Source organism: Micromonospora sp. KC721 (assembly GCF_004348355.1).
GTDB lineage: Bacteria > Actinomycetota > Actinomycetes > Mycobacteriales > Micromonosporaceae > Micromonospora.
In genome coordinates, this window is sequence record NZ_SMJY01000036.1 from 17674 (window position 1) to 38518 (window position 20845).

Here is a 20845-nt window from a genome sequence, read left to right on the forward strand (position 1 = left end):
CTTAACAGCCTAAGTGAGTCGGCGTCGTCCGATCGGTCACTTGCTCATGAGCGTTCGGTCGAGAGTTGGGAGGACCCACCGTTCTCGGCCTTCGCCAGAAGGTCACGGAACCGGGCAGCACCGGCCACCGGTGACGACCACTCGGACGACATCTCCACCAGCCGGGTCTCCGGTCGTTCCAACCAGGACAGGATCCGCTCGGTCTCCTCGGCCGACGCGCGGGGCACCGGCCCGTGCCCGGGCGGCACCGTCTCGGCGGTGGCCCGGATGGCGGAGATCGTCGGCCGCGGGTGGACACCGGGCGGGGACACCCCGGCACCGGCGAGCCGACCGTGCCGCACCAGCGCCAGCTCCCAGCCACCGCCGGCGGCGGGCCGGGCGGCGACCAGCTCGGCGATCCGGGTCAGCGCGGCGAGCCGTTGCATCCGCACGGTCGCCCGCAGCACGGCGGCCAGCCGGGACCGCACCACCGCGGCCTCCTCGTAGCGCTGGGCGGCCGCCAGGGTGGCGATCCGGGCGAGCAGGGCGTCGACCACCGGTTGCGGATCGCTGGTGGTCGCGGTGCGGAACGGCGCGGCAGCGCGGTGGTCGTACTCGTCGGCGGTGATCCGGTGCTCGCAGGGCGCCGGGCAGCGACCCAGCTCGGCCAGCGCGCAGGCCGGCGTGACCGTGCGCAGCGAGAGCCGGTGGGTGCACTGGCGCAGCGGCACGGCGTCGTGGAACCCGGCCGCCGCCAGCTCGGCGGCCTGTCGGGAACGGAACGGCCCCAGGTAGGCGGTGTCGGTGGGGGAGAGGGCGCGCACCACCGACAGCCGCGGGTACGCCTCGTCGGTCAGCTTGAGCCACACCATCCGCTCGGGGAACTTCGACCGGCGGTTGTACGGCGGAGCGTGTGCGGCGATCAACCTCAGCTCACGGACCTCCGCCTCCAGCGAGTGCGCGCACTCCACCGCCTCGACCCGCTCGGCCGCCGCCAGCATCTCCGACATCCGGGCCCGCTTCTCGGCGGCGGTGAAGTAGCTGCGCACCCGGGTGGCGATGTCGCCGGAGGTGCCGACGTAGAGCGGCCGGTCGTCGGCGGCGCGGAAGACGTACACCCCCGGAGCCTTGGGCAGCCCCTCGGCGAGGTGCCGTTTGCGTCGCTGGGTGGGGGTGACCGCCTTCGCGAACTCGATCGCCTCGCCGACCGTGTCGACCCGGTGCCCGCCCAGCCGGGCGATCAGACCGTGCAGCACGTCCACCGTGGCCTTCGCGTCGTCCAGCGCCCGGTGGGTGGGCCGGGTGGCGGTGCGGAAGTAGGCCGCCAGGGTGCCGAGCTTGCGGTTGGGCACCTCGTCGCGGGTCAGCACCCGCCGGGCCAGCGCCGCCGTGTCCAGCACCCGGGGGTTGGGCCAGCGGTAGCCGTGCCGGGCACAGGCCGCCTTCAGGAAGCCCACGTCGTAGGGGGCGTTGTGAGCCACCAGCACGGCGTCGGCGACGAACTCCAGGAAGCTCGGCAGGACCTGCTCGATCGGTGGGGCGGGGACCAGCATGGCCTGGGTGATGCCGGTCAGCACGGTGATGAACGGCGGGATCGGCACGCCGGGGTTGACCAGGGTGGCCAGCACCCCCAGCTCCTCGCCACCGCGCACCTTGACCGCGCCGATCTCGGTGATTCCGCCGCCGTCCGGCGCGCCGCCGGTGGTCTCCAGGTCGACCACGACGAAGGTGGTCGCGTAGAGCGGCAGCGCCGGGTCGACCCCGGCACCGGCCGACGGATCCAGACCGGCCAGCGACTGCTGGACGTACTCCCCAGGTGCCACGGTCGGCACCGTAACCGGGCGGTCCGACACTCCCGGCACATCCGCCCCGCCAGTCACCACGGGATAGGATGAGAGATCGGCTCACTCACCGGGCGGTGGGCCCGGTCGCGGTGGGAGACTTGCCACATGCCCCTCACCGAGCCGTACGACGACCACCTCCCCGAGGAGGGGTCGTCAGCCGCCGCGCCCGAGGCCGGCGTCGACCCGGGTGTGGGGGCACCCGAACCGGAGCCGATCCTGCCCGAGCCGGTCCGACAGCGCATCGTCGCCCTGACCGCCGCGGTGCTGCCCGGCCTGCCCGCCGACGAGGTGCCGGTGCCGCTGCGCCGGGTGGCCAAGTTCGCCCCGAACCGCCGGGCCCGGCTGGGCGCCCCGGCGATCGCGGCCCAGCTCACCGGCGATCCGCTGTTCCGACAGCGGGTGACCGCAAGGGTGCTCGCCGACGCCGGTGACCTGGGGGCCGCCGTCGTCGCGGGCACCGCACCGGCCGCCGCCGATCCGGTCGAGGTGGCCGCCCTGGCGTACCTGGCCCGGCCCCGGGGCTGGCGGGAGCTGATCGAGGCCAGCGGGGCCGCGGTACGCGCCGAGGCGGACAGCGCGGTCGTCGCCGAACTGGTCCGCGAGGCCGAGCAGCGGGCCGCCCGCGCCGAGCACGACCGGGCGGTGGCCCGGGTCGAGGCGGAGAAGCTCCGCGACGAGCTGGCCCGGGTACGCGAGGAACTGGGTCAGCTGCGGGAGGAGAACCGGCAGCTCAACCGGACGCTGCGGGAGACCCAGGCGCGGGAACGCCGGGCCGGCGAACTGTTGGCCACCGAACGTGGGCGGGCCGCCCGGGCCGCCGCCGACGCCGACGCCGAGCTGCGCCGGGCGCGGGCCCGACTCGCCGAGGCCGAGGCGGCGGCCGGCGTCGCCCGGGCCAGCGCCAAGGAGGCGCGCTCCGTCGACGACGCCCGGCTCTGGCTGTTGTTGGAGACGATCGGGCAGGCGGCCGTGGGGCTGCGCCGCGAACTGGCCCTGGACCCGGTCGACAAGCTGCCCGCCGATTTCGTCGCCGACGCGTTCGCCGAGAACCCGGCCGCCGCCTCCGGTCCGGCGACCCGCGCCCGGGACACCGACGACCCGGCCCGCCTGGACCAGCTGCTCGCCCTGCCCAAGGCGCACCTGGTGGTCGACGGCTACAACGTCACCAAGCGCGGCTTCGGTGAGATGTCCCTCGAACAGCAGCGCAAACGGCTGATCAGCGGCCTGGGCGGGATCGCCGCGCAGACCGGCGACGAGGTCACCGTCGTGTTCGACGGCGCCGAGCGGATGCACGGACTGCCCCCGACGCCGCGCGGCGTACGGGTGCTGTTCAGCCGCAAGGGGGAGACCGCCGACGAGCTGATCCGCCGGCTGGTCCGGGCCGAGCCGGCGGGGCGGCCGGTGGTGGTGGTCTCCTCCGACCGCGAGGTCGCCGACGGCGTCCGCCGACACGGCGCGTACCCGCTGGGAGCCGACTCGCTGCTCCGCCGCCTCGCCCGCTGCTGACCCCCGCCCCACCGACCATGTCGATCACGAAGCCGGCCGGGGCCGTTGGTCGTTGATCACGAAGCCGGCCGGGTGGTTGGTCCGGTTCACGGTCCTCAACCTCATGATCGAGTGGCTTGGGCGGTTCTGTCGTAGCTGCGAGGTAGTGTCCGGGTCGCTGAGAGTGGTCGGGTGGTGGCGAAGGGTTCCGCCCGACAGTCAGGTTGACTCAGGAGGCGTGATGCTCATCGACTGCGATCGGTGCAGGGTGCGAGGTGCCGGCTGTGCCGGATGTCTGGTGACCGCTCTGCTCGACGACCCGTCCGCTGATCTGGGTCCCGCCGAGATCCGAGCGGTCGAGGTCTTCGCCCGTGCCGGGTTCGACGTGCAGGTGCTGGCTGACGAGAGCCGCCCGGTCCGTCCGGCACACCGCCGTCGGGCAGCCTGACCCGCTGCCGCTGCCGCTGCCGCTGCCGCTGCCGGTCGCCGCCCGTCCGCCGTCCGCCGCTCGCCGCGCGTCGCTCGCGCCGGCCGGTAGCGCCGGACGTCGGTGTGCAGGCGGCGGGCAATAGGATGGGCGCTCACGGCGGGAGGAGCGGCGGCATGAGACGGCGACGGCGCGAAACCGGAGGGCCGGGACACGGCCGGATGTCGGCATGACTCCGCGTGGCTGGGCCGTGTTGACCCTCGCCGCCCTGGTGCTGGCCCTGCTGGTGGCCAGCGCCCTGCTGGTGCCGTGGCATCGCCCGCCGGCGCCCCGCGCCGACCAACTCTCCGCGCTACGTGAACTTCCCGCCGACCAGGTCGCCCGGGCCCGGGAGTTCCGCGCCGCGCTGCGCCCCGGCTCGTACGGCGCGCTGCTGATCGGGCTGCTGGTGGCGCTGCTGCTGGGGCTCACCCCGCTCGGCGCCCGCCTGGTCGAGCTGGCCGGCCGGCCCTTCGGCGACCACTGGATCGCCCGGGCCGTGCTCGGCGGCCTCGCCGTCGTGCTCGTCGCCGACCTGATCACCCTGCCCTTCGCCGCCTGGCGGCAGTCGGTGCTCACCCGCTACGGCCTGAGCACCCACGGCTGGAGCGGCTGGGCCGTCGACCTGCTCAAGTCGTACGCGGTCAGCGCGGTCATCGGCGCGGTCGCGCTGCTGGGGTTCTACACCGTGACCCGGCTCGCACCCCGCTGGTGGTGGGCGTTCGGTGCCGCCGGCGCGGCCGGTCTGGTGGTGCTGCTCTCGTTTGTGTTGCCGGTGCTGGTGGAGCCGGTCTTCAACCGGTTCACCCCGATGGAGCAGGGCCCGCTGCGGACCGAGCTGATGGCGATGGCCGCCCGCGACGGCGTACCGGTGCGTGACGTCCTCGTCGCCGACGCCTCCCGACGGACGAAGGCGGTCAACGCGTACGTCTCGGGGCTCGGGCCGACCCGGCGGGTGGTGGTCTACGACACCCTGCTGCGTGAGGCGACTCCCGCCGAGGTGACCAGCGTCGTGGCGCACGAGTTGGGCCACGCCCGGCAGCGGGACGTGGCGGTCGGCACCCTCACCGGCGCGCTCGGCGCCGCCGCCGCCGTGGTGGCCCTCTACCTGCTCGGCTCCTGGCCGCCGCTGACCCGGCTGGCCGGAGTGGAGTCGGTCGCCGAGCCCCGGGCGTTTCCGCTGCTGATCGCCCTGGTGACGGTGGCCGGTCTGGTCGCCGCGCCGGCCCAGGCGCTGATCTCCCGCCGGGTCGAGGCGCGGGCCGACGCGCACGCGCTGGCGCTCACCGGCGACCCGGTCACCTTCGAGGCGATGCAGCGCCGGCTGGCCGGGGTGAACCTGGCCGATCCCGACCCGCCGCGCTGGGAGTACCTCTGGTCGGCGTCGCACCCGTCCACCGTGGAGCGGATCGCCGCCGCCCGCGCCTACGCCAGGAAGGCCGGCGGATGAGTCGGACGTTGCTGATCACGAACGACTTCCCGCCCCGCCCCGGCGGCATCCAGTCCTTCGTGCACCAGTTGGCCGTGCGTCAGCCCGCCGACTCGGTTGTGGTGTACGCCTCCAGCTGGCGCGGCACTGCCACCTTCGACGCCGAGCAGCCCTTCCCGGTGGTCCGGGAGCGTACCCGGGTGCTGCTGCCCACCCCGCTGATCGCCCGCCGTGCGGCCCGGCTGGCCCGCGAGTACGGCTGCGACCGGGTCTGGTTCGGCGCCGCCGCGCCGCTGGGCCTGCTCGCCGCCGGGCTGCGCCGCCGGGCCGGCGTGCGCCGCGTGGTGGCGCTGACCCACGGCCACGAGGTCGGCTGGGCCGCGCTGCCGGCCGCCCGGGCCGCGCTGCGCCACATCGGTCGGGGCGCCGACGTGGTCACCTACCTCGGCGACTACACCCGGGTACGCCTGGAGAAGCCGCTGCACGGGGTGACCACCCTGCGGCGGCTCGCCCCCGGCGTGGACGTCGACACCTATCACCCGGCGGTGGACGGCGAGCCGGTGCGGGTCCGGCTGGGGCTGGCCGACCGACCGGTGGTGGTCTGCGTGTCCCGCCTGGTGCCGCGGAAGGGTCAGGACATGCTGATCCGGGCGCTGCCGGAGATCCGCCGTCGGGTGCCCGACGCGGCGCTGCTCATCGTGGGCGGTGGCCCGTACCGGGCGACGTTGGAGAAGCTGGCCCGCCAGGCCGGCGTGGAGCGGGACGTCGTGTTCACCGGCTCGGTGCCGACGGCGGAGCTGCCCGCCCACTACGCGGCCGGCGACGTGTACGCGATGCCCTGCCGTACCCGCAACCGGGGGTTGGATGTGGAGGGGCTCGGCATCGTCTACCTGGAGGCGTCCGCGACCGGCCTGCCGGTGGTGGCCGGGGACTCGGGCGGCGCACCCGACGCGGTCCGCGAGGGGGAGACCGGGTACGTGGTGCGCGGCCGGGACGTGGCGCAGCTCGCCGACCGGGTCGCCACGCTGCTCGCCGACCGGGATCTGGCCCGCCAGTTCGGTGCGGCCGGCCGTGCCTGGGTGGAGAAGGAGTGGCGGTGGGAGACGCAGGCCGAGCGGATGGCGGACCTGCTGGCCGGCTGACCGCGATCCGCGGGCGCGGGTCGGCGGCGTGGCGCGTCCGGCGGTGTCAGCGGAGGTTGGCCAGGAACCGCTCGGCGGGGGCGGGGCGGCCGAAGTGCCAGCCCTGACCGGCGTCGCAGCCGATCGCGCGTAGCCGCTCGGCCTGCCCGCCGGTCTCCACCCCCTCGGCGGTGACGGTCAGGTCCAGGGCGTGCGCCAGGGAGACCAGCGAGGCGAGGATCCGTTCGTCGGCGTGGGCTCCCGGGGTGCGCAGCCCGCGGACGAACTCTCCGGCCACCTTCAACCCGGTCACCGGCAGGTCGCGCAGGTACGCCAGGTTCGAGTAGCCGGTGCCGAAGTCGTCGATGGCGATGCGCACGCCGAGGTCGGCCAGGGCGCGCAGCGCCAGCACCGGTTCCTCGGCGGTGTTCATCATGGTGCTCTCGGTGATCTCCAGTTGGAGCCGCCGTGGCGGCAGGCCGCTTCGCCGTAGCACCCCGCTGACCTCCTGCACCAGCCCGGGCCGGTGGACCTGACGTACGGCGAGGTTGACGCTGACGAACGGCAGGTCACCGGTCGCGCTCGTCCAACTACCCGCCTCCCGGCACGCCTCGGCGAGCACCCAGGCCCCCAGCGGCACGATCAGCCCGGTCTCCTCGGCCAACCCGATGAAGCGGTCCGGGCGCAGCACCCCGAGCTGCGGGTGGCGCCAGCGCACCAGCGCCTCGACACCGAGCAGGCTCCCGTCGTGCAGCGACGTCAGCGGCTGGTAGTCGAGGTAGAACTCGCCGCGCTCCAGGCCGGCGGGAATGGCCGCGCTGAGCGCCTGCCGGGCCAGCTCCCGGCCGTCGCGCTCGGCGTCGTACAGCTCCCAGCGTGCGCCCCCGGCCGCCTTCGCCCAGTGCAGGGTGCTGTCCGCGGCCCGCATCAGCTCGTCCGGGGACGCGCCGGCCACCTGCCGTTCCACGATGCCGACGCTGGCCGTCAGGGTCACCTCGTGGCCGTCGACGACCGTCGGTTCGGCCAGGGCGGCCAGCGCCGCCTCGGCGACGGCGACCACGTCTCCGGTGCCCGTGCAGCATTTCACGAGGATGACGAACGCGTCCCCGCCGAGACGGGCGACGAGATGGTCCTCGACGGCCCGGCGCAGCCGGTGCGCCATCTCGATGAGCACCCGGTCGCCGGCCTGGTGGCCGTAGGAGTCGTTGACCCGCTTGAAGCGGTCCACGTCGAGAAAGCAGAGCCCGATGCGGTGGTCCTTCCGCTTCGGTTCGTACACCGCCGCGGCGAGCCGGTCGGCGAACAGCTTGCGGTTGGGCAGGTCGGTCAACGGGTCGTGGGTGGCCTGGTGCCGGAACCGGGCCTCGCTGGCCCGCAGTGCCCGTTCCGCCTCGGCGCGAGCGGCCAGGTTGGCCCGCCGGATCGACTCCTGCTCGTCCAGCGTCCGGTCGCGCAGCGCCCGGGCGTACCCGGTGGCCACGGCCGCCAGCAGCCGGGCCATCCGGTCGTCGAGGTCGTCGGCGACCAGCCCCAGGTCGCGGACGAGTCGCAGCTGAAGCACCTCCACGGTCCGACCGAGCCCCTCGGCGGAGGCGATGTGCGCGGCGACCAGTTCGCCGCCCACCCGGTAGCCGGCACGCACATCGAGCGGCTCCGTGCGCAGCGCCTCGGCCAACTCGTCGGTGAGCCGTTGCAGCAGCGCCTCCAGTTGGGCGTGCGTCATCGGCAGGTAGCTGGTGCCGGCGACCGCTTTGGCCCAGGCGCGGGCGAACGCCCCGGGGCGGCGCCGGCCGTCCGCCGGCTCATCCACCGAGCCGCCCCACCCCGCCCAGGAACACCGCCTGCTCGGCGTTCTCGGCACTCTCGGCGGTCTCCGGACGCCACTGCGGCACCCAGACCACTCCGGGTTCGACCAGCTCGAAGCCGTCGAAGAAGGTGGTCAGCTCGGCTCGGCCGCGTACCCACAGCGGGTTGTCGGTGCGGCGGTAGACCTGCTCGGCCTCGGCTCGCTGCGTCTCGTCGCGGCCCTCGTCGCTGGCCTGCGACAGAACCAGGTGGCTGCCCGGGGCCAGCGCGTCGCGCAGGGTCCGTAGCTGGTCGCCGGGGCGATCGTCGTCGGAGACGAAGTGCAGCACCGCCACCACGAGCACGGCGACCGGCTGGGAGAAGTCGAGCAACCGGCGTACCTCGGGATGGGCCAGGATCCGGTCGGGGTGCCGTAGGTCCTCCTGGATCACGGTGGCCCGCTCGTCGCCGGCCAGGATCTCCCGGCTGTGCGCCACCGCCACCGGGTCCACGTCGACGTAGACCACCCGGGCGTCCGGCGCGGCCCGTTGGGCGATCTCGTGCACGTTGCCGACGGTGGGGATACCGGAGCCGATGTCGAGGAACTGACGTACGCCCTGGTCGATCAGGTAGTGCACCACGCGGCGCAGGAACGCCCGGTTCGCCTGCGCCATCAGCGGCGCATCCGGCACGGCCTCCATCATGGCCCGGGCCGCGGCCCGGTCGACGGCGAAGTTGTGCGAGCCCCCGAGATAGTAGTCGTACATCCGGGCGACGCTGGGACGCTCGGTGTCGATGTCGTCGGGTGCCCAGACCGGCCGCTGCATCCTCTACCCCTTTGTTGACAGATGCGAACGTGTCGCCCGCGTGCGCCACTCGGGTATTCTGCCCCCCAGGTGGCCGGGTGCAAAGAGCGCGATCGTTGCGTTACCGGACACTTACCCACCGCGTTGCGGTTGTCCGCTCGCCCGACAGGCACCAAGTGGTGGTGTCCCCGCCTCGGGGACACCACCACTTACAGCAAACGGCGACCCGCGCCTCGGCGCGACCCGCGCGAGAACCCGGGCCGGTGTTAGAACTTCGGGGCGTCTGGTGCTTCGAGCAGGCCGAGCCGCAGCGCGGTCATCAGCGCCTGGGCCCGGTTCGCGGCGCCGAGCTTCTCGTAGAGCTTGGAGATGTGCGTCTTGGCGGTCGACTCGCTGACGAAGAGCTGCTTGGCGATGCCGGCCACGCTCATGCCGTCGGCGAGCAGCCGCAGCACCTGCCCCTCCCGCGGAGACAACTGCGGGCCGGACGGGGCCAGCCGGCGCTTCATCGCCTCGGCCAGGTCGGCGGCGGTGAAGGCGCTGGGAGAGGAGGCGGCGTGCCGGGCGGCGGCGACCACCTCGTCGGCGGGCGCGGTCTTCGGCACGAACGCGCTCGCTCCGGCCTCCAGGGCGCCGAAGAGCTGGTCGTCGCCGGCGTACATGGTGAGCACCACGATGCCCATCGATGCGCTGGACTTGCGCAGCGCCCGGGTGGCCTCCAGGCCGCTGCCGTCGGGAAGCCGCAGATCCATGATCACAACGTCCGGTTGCAGCGCGCCGGCCTGGCGTACGCCCTCGGCGGCCGTGGCGGCCTCGCCGACCACCTCGAACTGCCGGTCGCGTTCGAAGGCGTGCCGGAGACCCTTGCGGATCAGGTCATGGTCGTCGACAAGGAGGACCTTGGTACGGGTCGCCGGTGTCGGGCTTGTGGTCATCCTCGGGTTACTCCCCTTCTGCTGCTGCGCTGCCACGCAGGTTATCGCGCCGGGGCGACGAACCGACCACCACCGCCACGGTCGTCCCGCTGGGTTGCCGCGGCCTGATCTCCAACCGGCCTCGGATACGTTCCGCCCTCTCGGCCATGATCGCAAGACCGTAGTGCCCCTCGACCCGCTGGTCACCGATGCCGTGACCGTCATCCGACACTTCGATCTGCGCGTACGGGGGGTCCACCTCACAGGTGACCCAGAGGTTCGAGGCACCGGCGTGCTTGCGGGCGTTGGTCACCGCCTCCTGCGCGATCCGCAGCAGCTCCGCCTCGGTCGCGGCGGGGAGTCGCGCGGTGGACTCGTCCAGCGACAGGTGCACCCGCAGCCCGCCGGAGGCGCCGACGGTGCGGGCGTACTCGGCGATCGCGGCGGCCAGCCCGCCGTGCCGGTCCACCTCACTGCGCAGCTCGAACAGGCTCAGCCGCAACTCGGTGATGACCCGGGTGACCTCGTGGCGCAGCGCCCGCAGGCTCTCGGCGGTCTCCTCGGCGTCGTCGTGCACGGTGGCCAGGGCGTTGTCGATGCCGTAGCCGACCATCACCAGTTCCTGGGCCACCCCGTCGTGGATCTCCCGGGCCAGCCGCTGCCGCTCCTCGTTGGTGGCCAGCGACCGCACCTCGTCGAAGAGCAGCGCCGCCTCCAACCGCAGCGCGGCCGGGCCGGTCAGCGCGGTCACCCGGGACACCACCGGCGGCGGGTACGCCTGCGCCGCGTCCGCCTCCAGCACCACCAGGCCGACCGTACGGACCCCGGCGACCAGCGGCACGATCAGCGCCGACACCTCACCGCCGTGATGCGACCGGGCCTGCGAGCGGGCCGCCGTCTGCGGCTGCTGGCTGGCCCAGGCGTCGGCGATGGCCGAGTCCGCGTCGAGGGTGGTCTCCCAGTCCACCCGGTCCGCCCCCGTCTGGGCGAGGACCACCAGCCGGCCGCCGCCGCTGGCCGACAGCACCGCCGCCCGGGCGCTCGGCGCCACCGTGCGCAGCTCCTCCAGCAGGTGCTCGGCGATGCCGCCGGGGTCCAGGGTGGCCCCGGGCAGCTGGCGGGCCACCGTACGCAACTGGGTGAGCAGCCGGGTCGCCTCCGCGTACGGCTGGGGTTTGCCGTCGCCGCGGACCCGCATCACCTGGTGCAACGCGCCCGCGGCCCAGAGCCCGAGCGTGGCCAGGATCAGCCACTGCGCGCAGACCGCGAGGTAGCCGGGCTGGCCGAGCTGCCGGCCGCCGTCCACCTGCGTGATCGCGCCGGCGACCAGCAGGGTGACCGCGGTGACCCCGAGCAGCGCCCCGCCCTCGCGGAACCGGCGGCGCAGCGCGGTCACCGTCACCGGCACCGCGAGGTAGGGCAGCACCGCGGAGGCCCCGAGCCCGCGCACCGACCCGCCGATCGCCGAATCGACGGCGACCTGGCTGGCCGCCAGCCCGAGCACCACCGCCTCGGTCGCCCGGCTCAGCGGACCGAGCAGCCGGTGCTCGGGGGCGAGCAGGCCGGGTAGCCCGGCGAACGCGAGCAGGACGATCCACCACAGCTGGGCGGCGTCGCCGGTGGCGACCAGGGTCAGGACGGCGACGAGGACCAGCATCACCACGCGCGCGGCGGCGGCGATGACCCGGGTGGGGGGCCGGACAGGTGTGGATGTGGACACGTGACGGATCGTAGTCAGGCCCGGTAGATGTCGAGGATCTCGGACTCGTACGCCTTGTGCACGACCTGGCGCTTGACCTTGAGCGACGGGGTCAGCTCCCCGGTCGCCTCGGTGAAGTCCCGGGGCAGGATCCGGAACACCTTGATCGCCTCGGCCTTGGACACCGACCGGTTGGCCTGGTCGACCGCGCGCTGGATCTCCGCGCGCATTTTCTCGTCCTCGCACAGCCGGGCCACCGGCGTGTCCGCCGGCAGGTCGTGCGCGGCGAGCCACTTGGGCAGCGCCTCCTCGTCGATGGTGACCAGGGCGGCGATGAACGGCTGCCGGTCACCGACCACCAGGCACTGGCTGACCAGGTGGTGCGCCCGGACCTGGTCCTCCAGCACGGCCGGGGCGACGTTCTTGCCGCCCGCGGTCACGATGATCTCCTTCTTGCGGCCGGTGATGCTGAGGAAGCCGTCGCTGTCGAGCTGGCCGAGGTCGCCGGTGCGGAACCAGCCGTCGGTGGTGAGGGCGTCCGCCGTGGCCGCCTCGTTCCTCCAGTAGCCCTGGAAGATCAGGTCACCGGCGATCAGGATCTCGCCGTCGTCGGCGATCCGGACGGTCACCCCGGGCAGCGGGCGTCCCACGGTGCCGATCCTGGTGGCGCCGGGCAGGTTCGCGCTGGCGGCGGGGGAGGTCTCGGTGAGGCCGTAACCCTCGCAGACGGTCACCCCGATGCCCCGGAAGAAGTGCCCGAGCCGGGCGCCGAGCGGCGCCCCGCCGGAGATGGCGTTGCGGCACCGGCCCCCGAGCGCGGCCCGCAGCTTGCCGTAGACCAGCTTGTCGAAGACCGCGTGCTGGAGTCGCAGCGCCATACCCGGCCCGCCGGGGGTCTCCAGCGCCTCGCTGTAGGCGATGGCGACCCGCTCGGCCCGGTCGAAGATCGCGCCCTTCCCCTCCGCCTCGGCCTTCTGCCGGGCCCCGTTGTAGACCTTCTCGAAGACCCGGGGCACGGAGAGCACGAAGGTCGGCCGGAAGTCCTGCAGTTCGGCGACCAGGTTCCTGGTGTCGGCGCAGTGCGCCATGGTGGCCCGGGCCTGCACCACGCCGATCTGGATGAGCCGGGCGAAGGCGTGCGCCAGCGGCAGGAACAGCAGGGTCGACGCGCCGGGGCCGAAGAGGTTCGGCAGCACCGGCACCGCGTTGGCGATGTCGGCGTACATGTTGCGGTGGGTCAGTACGCAGCCCTTGGGGCGGCCGGTGGTGCCGCTGGTGTAGATGATGGTGGCGACGTCGCCGGCGCGGACCGCCTTGCGTCGCCGCTCGACCTCGGTCGGGTCGACCGGTGCGCCCAGCGCCACGATCTCGTCCACCCCGCCCCGCTCGAACTGCCAGACGTGGCGCAGCTCGGGCAGCCGCTCCCGGATGCCGGTGACAAGGTCGGCGTGCGCGTCCGACTCCACCACCAGCGCGACCGCGCCCGAGTCGGCGAGGATCCAGGCGGCCTGCTCGGCGCTGGAGGTCTCGTAGATCGGCACGGTCACCGCACCGGCCGCCCAGATGGCGTAGTCCAGCAGGGTCCACTCGTACCGGGTGCGGCTCATCAACGCCACCCGGTCGCCGGGGTTGATTCCGGCCCCGACCAGGCCACGGCCCACCGCGATCACCTCGTCGCGGAACTCGCGGCAGGTCACGTCGACCCGGCCGGCGCCGGCCGGCGCGGGACGGACGAACTGCACCGTGTCCGGAGCGGCCGTCGCGTTGTCCCAGACCGGGTCGGTCAGGTTGGCCGCGTCGCCGATGGTGACGATCGGCGGAACGGAGAACTCGCGCACCTGCACTCCCTCGCGCTCGGACTGTCCGGGCCGGCCGCCACGGCGGATCGGCTCTGACGAAACCTACCCGTACCCCTGCACGGGCGGGCCAGGGAGGTTGCCGTCGGGCCGGTCAGACGCCCGCACCGCCGGGGTGAAAGTGGCGGCCCGGCCTGCCCGCGGCCGTTCCCCGGCGACGTGGTGGGGTGGAGCGACGGAGCCACGGGTGGCTGCGGGTAGCCTCCCCCCATGGCGGACTCCTCCACCCAGTCGATCACCATCGGCGCGTCACCGGATCAGGTGGCGGCGATCATCTGCGACTTCCCGAGTTACCCGGAATGGACCGAGGCGGTACGCCGGGCGGAGGTGATCGAGGAGTACGAGGACGGCTACGCCAGCCAGGTCCGGTTCAGCCTCGACGCCGGCGTGCTGGCCGACGAGTACGTGCTGGCCTACGAGTACGCCGAGGACCTGTCCCGCATCGAGTGGCATCTGGTGGCGCCGTCGCGGATGCAGAAGGCGCAGCGCGGGTCGTACGACATCGTGGGCAACCTCGACGGCACCTGCACGGTGACGTACACACTCGAGGTGGAACTGTCGGTGGGCATGCTCGGCATGTTCCGCCGCAAGGCCGAGAAAATGATCATGGATACGGCGTTGAAGCAGCTCAAGCGCCGGGTAGAGGAAGCCGGTGCGGCACAGTGACGCGCCGGCCCGCGGCACGGTAGAGGAGCCGGTCATGGGGGGTACGGATCCGGGCTCCGCCCGGGAGGAGGCCGAGCGGCTGGTCGCCACCCTGCTCGCCACGGCGCGCCTGGCCACCGCCGGTCCCGGTGCCGCCGCGTGGGGCCCGCTCGGCGGGATGCTCTCCGGTGTCCTCGGTCACAACGCCGACCCGTCCCGACCGTCGGGCGGCGACAGCGGGGCCGGGGGATTCGCCACCGGAGCGCCGGAATGCTGTGTCTGCCCGGTCTGCCGGGGCATAGCCGCGTTGCGGGACCCGAGTCCGGAGTTCGCCGAGCGCCTCGCCACCGGCGCCGGTGACTTCGCCGCCGGCGTCGCCAGCCTGCTGCGGGCGTTCGCGTCGGCCGGTAACGGGGAAGCCACCCGGCGGACGCCCACCGGCACCGCGCCGGGCACCGGGGCCGAACCGGACGCCGACCACGTGTGGCGCGAGGCCACCCGTACCGGGCATGATTCTGCGTCGGCGCCGGAGCGCGACGTCTGGTCCGCCGCCACCCGGGCGACCGAAGCGGTCGTACCGGCTCCCGCCGCCCCGCCCGCCGACGACGTCGGGCCGGCCGCGCCGGCCCCGGTCCGGCCGACGACCGACCGTCCGGTGGTGCCCGCCTCGCGGGTACCGCCCGGTACGGACGGGGGCGCATCGGACGACCGGGCCTGAACACCCGACACCCCGACGACGTACGGCCGGTCCGGCCGAGGTCGGGCAGCACAGTAGAGGGGAGTGGCAGCGGTGACGCTGACCATCGGAGTCGACGTCGGTGGCACGAAGGTGGCCGGCGGTGTCGTGGATGACACCGGCCGGGTTCTGGTGCACACCCGACGGGACACCCCCGCGGAGGACGTCGGCAAGACCCGCGACGTCATCACCGAGGTGGTCACCGAACTGGCGGCCCGGCACGACGTCCACGCCGTCGGGATCGGCGCGGCCGGGTGGATCGACGCCTCCCGCTCCACCGTGCTCTTCGCCCCCAACCTGGCCTGGCGGGACGAGCCGCTGCGGGACTACGTCAGCGCCGCCACCGGCCTGCCGGTGATCGTGGAGAACGACGCCAACGTCGCGGCCTGGGCCGAGTTCCGCTACGGCGCGGGCCGCGACGCCGAGGACTCCATGGTCATGTTCACCATCGGCACCGGCGTCGGCGGCGGCATCGTGCTCGGCGGCGAGCTGGTCCGGGGTGCCAACGGCATCGCCGCCGAGCTGGGGCACATGCTCACCGTGCCTGACGGGCACCAGTGCGGCTGCGGCCGGCTCGGCTGCATCGAGCAGTACGCCAGCGGCAGCGCGCTGGTCCGGTTCGCCCGGGCCGGTGCCCGGCAGGAGCCGCAGCGCGCCACCGGCCTGCTGGAGTTGGCCGCCGGCGACGCCGAGGGGGTCACCGGCCCGATGGTGACCGCCGCCGCGCGGGCCGGCGACCCGGTCTCGACCGAGGCGTTCGCCCAGATCGGCCGCTGGCTCGGCACCAGTCTCGCCGACATGGCCCAGATCCTCGACCCGCAGGTGCTGGTGGTCGGCGGCGGCGTGATCGAGGCCGGCGACCTGCTGCTCGGCCCGGCCCGGCGGTCCTTCACCGACGCGTTGGCCCAGCGCAGCCGGCTGCCGGTCGCCGAGGTACGCCCCGCCGAGCTGGGCAACAGCGCCGGTGTCATCGGCGCCGCCGATCTCGCCCGCCGGCTGTGACCGGCGCCGACCAGCGGGGCGGAGTGCCGCTGCGGGTGGTGTCCTACAACGTCCACAGCCAGCGTGACGACACCGCCGCCCTGGCCGCCGTGGTCCGGGCGGTCGCGCCCGACGTGGTGGTCGTGCAGGAGGGTCCCCGCCGGTTCCGTTGGCGGCAGCGCAGCGCCGCGCTGGCCGAGTCGTTCGGGCTGGTGGTGGCGGCCGGTGGCCTGCCCTCGCTGGGCAACCTGCTGCTGACCAGCCTCCGGGTCCGGGTGCTCGGCAGCCGGTGCCGGCGTTTCCCGCTCACTCCCGGGCGGCACCTGCGCGGTGCCGCGTACGCCCGGTGCCGGGTCGGTCCGGCGGACTTCCTGCTGGCCGGCTCGCACCTGTCCACCGACCCGGCGGAGCGGCCCGGCCAGGCCGCCCTGCTCCGGCGGGACCTGGCCGCCGAGACGCTGCCGGTGGTCCTCGGCGCGGACCTCAACGACGGCCCGGACTCGGTGACCTGGCGGACGGTGGGGGAGGGGCTGACCGACGCGGCGGTCGCCGCGTGCGCCGCCGACCGGCACACCTACCCGTGTACCGACCCGCGTCGGCGCATCGACGCGCTCTTCGTCGACCCCCGGGTGACCGTGGTCGGGTACGACGTGGTCGACACGCCGCAGACCCGGCGGGCCAGCGACCACTTCCCGGTCCTGGCCGACCTGCTCCTGCCGGTGGCCGGTTGACCTGCCCGGAAGCGGTGCCGACCGGCCCCGCGGCCCCGCGCCGCGCCGAGGCCGGCGGCGTCGGCCCACCCCGTGGGCACCGGGGCACACCGCGCCCACGATCCTTCCGCCCCGGTGCGCCGGGCTGGACAACCCCCGCGGGTGCGGGGAGGATGCCCGTCGAACCGGCGTTCGTGCCGCACATAAGGAGATGTTCCGGTGCCCCCCTCCACCGCGCACGGCCGGCCCGATCCGGAGACCAGCACGCTCGACCTGAGCCGGGACGGCCGCCCGGTCTCCGACCGAGGTGACACGGTCTGCGTGATCGGCGCCGGTGCCAGCGGCCTCACCGCCATCAAGAACCTCGTCGAGCATGGCTTCGGCGTCGACTGCTACGAGCGGGAGACCGGCGTCGGTGGGGCGTGGAACTGGCGGCACGACCGCAGCCCGGTGTACGCCAGCACCCACCTGGTCTCGTCGCGGCCGCTCACCCAGTTCCCGGACTTCCCGATGCCGGACTCCTGGCCGGACTACCCGCACCACCACCAGCTGCTGTCCTACCTGGAGCGCTACACCGACCACTTCGACCTTCGCCGGCACATCTGGTTCGGCACGGAGGTGGTCCGGGTCGAGCCGGTCGACGGCGACCGTTGGGACGTCACCACCCGCAGCACCGGCGGATACGGCCCGGAACGCACCCTGCGCTATGCCGCCGTCGTCGTCGCCAACGGGCACAACTGGTCACCGAAGCTGCCCCGCTACGACGGGCTGGAGGAGTTCCGGGGCGAGGTGATGCACGCCTCGTCCTACAAGGACCCGGCCCAGTTGCGCGGCAAGCGGGTGCTGGTGGTCGGTGCCGGCAACACCGGCTGCGACATCGCCGTCGAGGCCGCCCAGCAGGCGTCCTGCTGCTGGCACTCCACCCGGCGTGGCTACTGGTACGCCCCGAAGTACCTGCTGGGTCGCCCCGTCGACCAGGTCAACGACCTGCTGCTGAGCCTGCGGCTGCCGCTGCGGCTACGGCAGTGGCTCTACCACCGGATGCTGCGGCTCACCGTCGGTGACCCGACCCGGTTGGGTCTACCCAGGCCCGACCACCGGATCTATGAGGCGCACCCGATCGCGAACAGCCAACTGGTCCACCACGTCAGCCACGGGCAGATCGCTCCGGTGCCCGACGTGGCCCGGTTCCACGGTGGTGGAGTCACCCTCACCGACGGCCGGGAGATCGAGCCGGAGCTGGTCGTCTTCGCCACCGGGTACCTGCCCCGCTTCGAGTTCCTCGACCCAGGGCTGCTCGGTGACGGCGACGGCTCGGGTCGTCCCCGCCTCTGGCTGCACGCCTTCCCGCCCAACCAGCCCACTCTCGCGGTGGCCGGGCTGCTGCAACCGGACTCCGGCGTGTTCACCCTGACGCACTGGCAGACCGTCGTGTTCGCCCGGCTGCTCCAGGCCCGCCTGGCCCGGCCGGACCGGGCGGCCGCCTTCACCGCCCGGGCCGCGACCGGCGCGGGCGAGCGCTACGCGGGAAAGGTCACGGACAGCAGCCGGCACTGGTTCGAGGTTCGGCACGTGCCATACCTGCGCGCGGTGCAGCGCGCCCTCGACGAACTGGGGGCCCGGTGAGCGTGAGGAACGCAGCGCAGCGGAGTCCCGCAGTCGCGAACGGAAGGCAGGCTCGGTGAGCGTGAGGAACGCAGCGCAGCGGAGTCGGGCAGTCGCGAACGGAAGGCAGGCTCGGTGAGCGCGAGCAACGAGCGGGTGCGTGTCCTGCGCGGGCGGGAGTGGGCCCGGCCGGTCCGCCCGGTCCGGCGTGAGGTGCGAGGGGTCACCCCGGAACTGGACGAGGGGCGACCGCCGCTGCTCTTCGTGCCGGGCTTCGGGCACGGGGCCTGGGCGTTCGCCGAGCACTGGCTGGAGCACGCCGCGTCGCGCGGTTTTTCCGCGTACGCGATGAGCCTGCGCGGGCACGGCGGCAGCGACCCGGCGCCGGAGGCGACGCTGCGGGCGTACACCCATGATGTGGTTCAGGTGGCCGCGGGCCTGCCGCGGCAGGCGGTGCTGGTGGGGCACGGCGCCGGGGCGCTGGTGGTGACCCACGCCCTGGCCCGCTACCCGGCCCGGGCGGCGGTGTTGGTCGCGCCGGTGCTGGGCGGCTGGTCCACGGCCGGCGTGGCGCTGCGCCGCAACCCGGCCGGTACGCTGCCCGCGCTGTTCGGTGGTCCGTTGCGACTGCACCGTCGGCAGTTGTTCAGCCGCGAGTTGCCCGAGGCCGAGGCTCGCCGGCACGTCGCGCGGCTGGGCCGGGCCGGCCGGCGGGCCCAGTGGCAGCTGCTGTCCGGCCGGCCGGCGGAGCCGGCGGTGGGCCGGCCGCCGGTGCTGGTGGTGGGCAGCCCCGACGACCGGGTGGTGCCGCCGGCTGCCCTGGAGCGGGCCGCCGGCCGGTACGGCTCGGCTCCGTTGCTCTTTCCCGGCATGGGGCACGACCTGATGCTCGACGCCCGGTGGCGGGAGCCGATCGACGCGATCTGCGACTGGCTGGTGAAGGAGCCGCAGCGGGTGTGAGGACGGCTCAGCCGGGGGTGCCGAGCCGGCGTACCAGCGAACCGGTCTCGTCCAGGGCGCTGAGGTAGGAGCGGGCCCAGGCCCGGATGTCGTGGCGGTGCAGGTGCCCGCGCATGGCGCGCATCCGCTCGCGGGTGTCGCCCGGGCTGGCGCGCAGGGCCGCGAGCAGCATCTGCTTGAGCCCCTCCAGGTCGTGCGGGTTGACCAGGTACGCCTGCTCCAGCTCGGCCGCCGCGCCGGCGAACTCGCTGAGCAGCAGCGCCCCGGTGTCGTCGACCCGGGCGGCGACGTACTCCTTGGCGACGAGGTTCATCCCGTCCCGCAGTGGCGTCACCGCCATCACGTCGGCGACCCGGTAGAGGGCGGCCAGTTCGGTGCGGTCGAAGGGCTGGGTGAGGTAGTGGATCGCCGGTTCGCCGACCCGGCCGAACTCGCCGTTGATCCGCCCCACCTCGCGTTCGATCCGTTCCCGCAGAATCTGGTACTGGCCGACCCGCTCCCGGCTGGGCATCGCGACCTGCACCAGCACGGTGTCGCGGACCTTCACGTCGCCGCTGGCCAGCAGCTCGCTGTACGCCTTGAGCCGCTGCTCGATGCCCTTGGTGTAGTCCATCCGGTCGACGCTGAGGATCACGTGCTCCGGGTCGCCCAGGTCGTGCCGCAGCCGCCGGGCCCGGGCGGTCACCTCGGGGCGACCGGCCAGCGCGGCCATCTCGACGGTGTCGATCGACACCGGGTACGCCCCGACCCGCACCTTCCGGTCGTCGACGTCGATCCGCCGGTCGGTCGCCGGCAGGCCGAGCACCTTGGCGACGAGCTGGGCGAAGTTGTGCGCGGCCTGGGCGCGCTGGAAGCCGATCAGGTCGGCGCCGATCATTCCGCGCAGCAGTTCGGCCCGGCGGGGCAACTGCATGAACAGCTCCGGCGGCGGGAACGGCACGTGCAGGAAGAAGCCGATGCGCAGGTCGGGGCGGAGCGCGCGGAGCAGGCCGGGGACCAGTTGCAGGTGGTAGTCCTGCACCCAGACCAGGGCGCCCGGCTCGGCCACCGTCGCGGCTGCCTCGGCGAACCGCTGGTTGACCCGCTGGTACGCCTCCCACCAGCGCCGATGGTATTCGGGCTGCTCGACCGCGTCGTGGTAGAGCGGCCAGAGGGTCGCGTTGGCGAAGCCCTCGTAGTGGTCGCGCAGGTCTTCGGCGGTGAGTGGGACGGTGTGTAGGCGGACGCCGTCCACGTCCGGGTAGCTGGGCGCCGGGCCGGTGCCACCGGCCCAGCCGACCCAGGTCGCCGGGGTGTGTCGAAGCAGCGGGTGCAGGGCGCTGACCAGCCCGCCGGGGCTGCGGCGCCACTCGCAGGCGCCGTCGGGGGCCACGCTGTCGTCGATGGGCAGCCGGTTGGCCACCACCACGAGGGAACTCTGTCGCATCGGGGATCCGCTCCGCAGCCGGGTCGACCGCCCGGGAGGAGAGGAACACATCGGGCAGCCGGTGGGGAAGTGCCGTACAGCCGTATTCCTACTGACTGTAAGTTACACCCCTGTTACGCCCTCGCCGGGACCCGTGGCGTCCCGCGATTCGGGCGGAGCGGAGCGTGACCGGGGGCCTCGGCTCAGACCACGGCCCCGTCGTCCGGGTCGCGGTCCTCCTCGTCGCCGGGCCGCAACCGCCAGACCAACGTGACGAAACCGGCGAGGATGCCGACGAAGCCGAGCAGCGTCACCACCGACGGGTCCGCCGGCAGCAGCCGCGGGTTGAGGAAGAGCACGAAGCCGATGATGATCGCCAGCACCCCGACCACGGCGTACTTGGAGATGCGGGGCAGCGG

At 73.9% G+C, this 20845-nt stretch carries 17 protein-coding genes and 1 pseudogene; 10 read left to right on the top strand and 8 right to left on the bottom strand.

Features of this window, described 5'->3' with window-relative positions; all coding sequences use genetic code 11:
- Positions 1-44: 44 nt before the first annotated feature.
- Positions 45-1802 (bottom strand): DEDD exonuclease domain-containing protein, encoded by a 1758-nt coding sequence (locus tag E1182_RS09485; RefSeq protein WP_132263058.1) that lies wholly within the window; start codon positions 1800-1802, stop codon positions 45-47.
- A 126-nt stretch (positions 1803-1928) separates the two neighbouring features.
- On the opposite strand from E1182_RS09485, the gene E1182_RS09490 reads away from it, so the two are divergent.
- The 4 genes from E1182_RS09490 (at position 1929) to E1182_RS09505 (ending at position 6345) form a co-directional block, all read left to right on the top strand.
- The gene (locus tag E1182_RS09490; protein ID WP_132263060.1) at positions 1929-3329 is read left to right on the top strand and encodes an NYN domain-containing protein; all 1401 of its coding nucleotides are present in this window, start codon (positions 1929-1931) and stop codon (positions 3327-3329) included.
- A 220-nt stretch (positions 3330-3549) separates the two neighbouring features.
- A complete protein-coding gene (locus tag E1182_RS09495; protein ID WP_132263062.1) occupies positions 3550-3756 on the top strand; it encodes a hypothetical protein in 207 nt (68 codons plus the stop codon).
- Positions 3757-3964: 208 nt separating this feature from the next.
- Positions 3965-5224: a M48 family metallopeptidase gene (locus E1182_RS09500; RefSeq protein WP_132263064.1), complete on the top strand. Its 1260-nt coding sequence runs from the start codon at positions 3965-3967 to the stop codon at positions 5222-5224.
- A complete protein-coding gene (locus tag E1182_RS09505) occupies positions 5221-6345 on the top strand; it encodes a glycosyltransferase family 4 protein (protein WP_132263066.1) in 1125 nt (374 codons plus the stop codon). The genes E1182_RS09500 and E1182_RS09505 overlap by 4 nt, the downstream gene beginning before the upstream one ends.
- A gap of 46 nt (positions 6346-6391) precedes the next feature.
- Here E1182_RS09505 and E1182_RS09510 read toward each other — a convergent pair whose 3' ends face one another.
- The 5 genes from E1182_RS09510 to E1182_RS09530 form a co-directional block, all read right to left on the bottom strand.
- Complete coding sequence (locus E1182_RS09510; protein WP_132263099.1) at positions 6392-8047, bottom strand: bifunctional diguanylate cyclase/phosphodiesterase; 1656 nt, start codon at positions 8045-8047, stop codon at positions 6392-6394.
- 79 nt (positions 8048-8126) lie between these two features.
- Complete coding sequence (locus tag E1182_RS09515) at positions 8127-8936, bottom strand: SAM-dependent methyltransferase (protein WP_132263068.1); 810 nt, start codon at positions 8934-8936, stop codon at positions 8127-8129.
- A 245-nt stretch (positions 8937-9181) separates the two neighbouring features.
- Positions 9182-9850 carry a response regulator transcription factor gene (locus tag E1182_RS09520; protein ID WP_007072219.1) on the bottom strand — a complete coding sequence of 223 codons (669 nt, stop codon included), beginning with the start codon at positions 9848-9850 and terminating at the stop codon, positions 9182-9184.
- Positions 9851-9857: 7 nt separating this feature from the next.
- Positions 9858-11549, bottom strand: a complete 1692-nt coding sequence (locus E1182_RS09525; protein WP_132263070.1) for a histidine kinase — start codon at positions 11547-11549, stop codon at positions 9858-9860.
- A 14-nt stretch (positions 11550-11563) separates the two neighbouring features.
- Positions 11564-13366, bottom strand: a complete 1803-nt coding sequence (locus E1182_RS09530; RefSeq protein ID WP_132263072.1) for a long-chain fatty acid--CoA ligase — start codon at positions 13364-13366, stop codon at positions 11564-11566.
- A 228-nt stretch (positions 13367-13594) separates the two neighbouring features.
- On the opposite strand from E1182_RS09530, the gene E1182_RS09535 reads away from it, so the two are divergent.
- The 6 genes from E1182_RS09535 (at position 13595) to E1182_RS09560 (ending at position 19021) form a co-directional block, all read left to right on the top strand.
- On the top strand, positions 13595-14050 hold the full coding sequence (locus E1182_RS09535; RefSeq protein WP_132263075.1) for an SRPBCC family protein: 456 nt from the start codon (positions 13595-13597) through the stop codon (positions 14048-14050).
- Between the two features lie 34 nt (positions 14051-14084).
- Entirely contained in the window at positions 14085-14747 is a 663-nt protein-coding gene (locus E1182_RS09540; protein WP_132263077.1) for a hypothetical protein, read from the top strand.
- Positions 14748-14819: 72 nt separating this feature from the next.
- Positions 14820-15767, top strand: coding sequence for an ROK family glucokinase (locus tag E1182_RS09545; protein ID WP_132263080.1), 948 nt, complete (start codon positions 14820-14822; stop codon positions 15765-15767).
- Complete coding sequence (locus tag E1182_RS09550; protein ID WP_132263083.1) at positions 15764-16477, top strand: endonuclease/exonuclease/phosphatase family protein; 714 nt, start codon at positions 15764-15766, stop codon at positions 16475-16477. The genes E1182_RS09545 and E1182_RS09550 overlap by 4 nt, the downstream gene beginning before the upstream one ends.
- Before the next feature lie 198 nt (positions 16478-16675).
- Entirely contained in the window at positions 16676-18082 is a 1407-nt protein-coding gene (locus E1182_RS09555; RefSeq protein WP_132263086.1) for an NAD(P)/FAD-dependent oxidoreductase, read from the top strand.
- A 114-nt stretch (positions 18083-18196) separates the two neighbouring features.
- Entirely contained in the window at positions 18197-19021 is an 825-nt protein-coding gene (locus E1182_RS09560; protein WP_132263088.1) for an alpha/beta hydrolase, read from the top strand.
- Positions 19022-19028: 7 nt separating this feature from the next.
- Here the strand turns inward: E1182_RS09560 and E1182_RS09565 are convergent, their stop codons facing one another.
- Both E1182_RS09565 and E1182_RS09570 read right to left on the bottom strand, forming a co-directional pair.
- Positions 19029-20447, bottom strand: coding sequence for a trehalose-6-phosphate synthase (locus E1182_RS09565; RefSeq protein WP_132263091.1), 1419 nt, complete (start codon positions 20445-20447; stop codon positions 19029-19031).
- Between the two features lie 182 nt (positions 20448-20629).
- Positions 20630-20845 (bottom strand): annotated as a pseudogene (locus tag E1182_RS09570) (DUF308 domain-containing protein); the annotation flags it as partial.

What these genes read in the sequence shown, in the direction of transcription:
- E1182_RS09490 (WP_132263060.1), top strand. Translation starts at nt 1,929, where the DNA reads ATGCCCCTCACCGAGCCGTACGACGACCACCTCCCCGAGGAGGGGTCG.
- E1182_RS09540 (WP_132263077.1), top strand. Translation starts at nt 14,085, where the DNA reads ATGGGGGGTACGGATCCGGGCTCCGCCCGGGAGGAGGCCGAGCGGCTG.
- E1182_RS09495 (WP_132263062.1), top strand. Translation starts at nt 3,550, where the DNA reads ATGCTCATCGACTGCGATCGGTGCAGGGTGCGAGGTGCCGGCTGTGCC.
- E1182_RS09520 (WP_007072219.1), bottom strand. Translation starts at nt 9,850, where the DNA reads ATGACCACAAGCCCGACACCGGCGACCCGTACCAAGGTCCTCCTTGTC.
- E1182_RS09565 (WP_132263091.1), bottom strand. Translation starts at nt 20,447, where the DNA reads ATGCGACAGAGTTCCCTCGTGGTGGTGGCCAACCGGCTGCCCATCGAC.
- E1182_RS09500 (WP_132263064.1), top strand. Translation starts at nt 3,965, where the DNA reads ATGACTCCGCGTGGCTGGGCCGTGTTGACCCTCGCCGCCCTGGTGCTG.
- E1182_RS09535 (WP_132263075.1), top strand. Translation starts at nt 13,595, where the DNA reads ATGGCGGACTCCTCCACCCAGTCGATCACCATCGGCGCGTCACCGGAT.
- E1182_RS09510 (WP_132263099.1), bottom strand. Translation starts at nt 8,047, where the DNA reads ATGACGCACGCCCAACTGGAGGCGCTGCTGCAACGGCTCACCGACGAG.
- E1182_RS09515 (WP_132263068.1), bottom strand. Translation starts at nt 8,936, where the DNA reads ATGCAGCGGCCGGTCTGGGCACCCGACGACATCGACACCGAGCGTCCC.
- E1182_RS09505 (WP_132263066.1), top strand. Translation starts at nt 5,221, where the DNA reads ATGAGTCGGACGTTGCTGATCACGAACGACTTCCCGCCCCGCCCCGGC.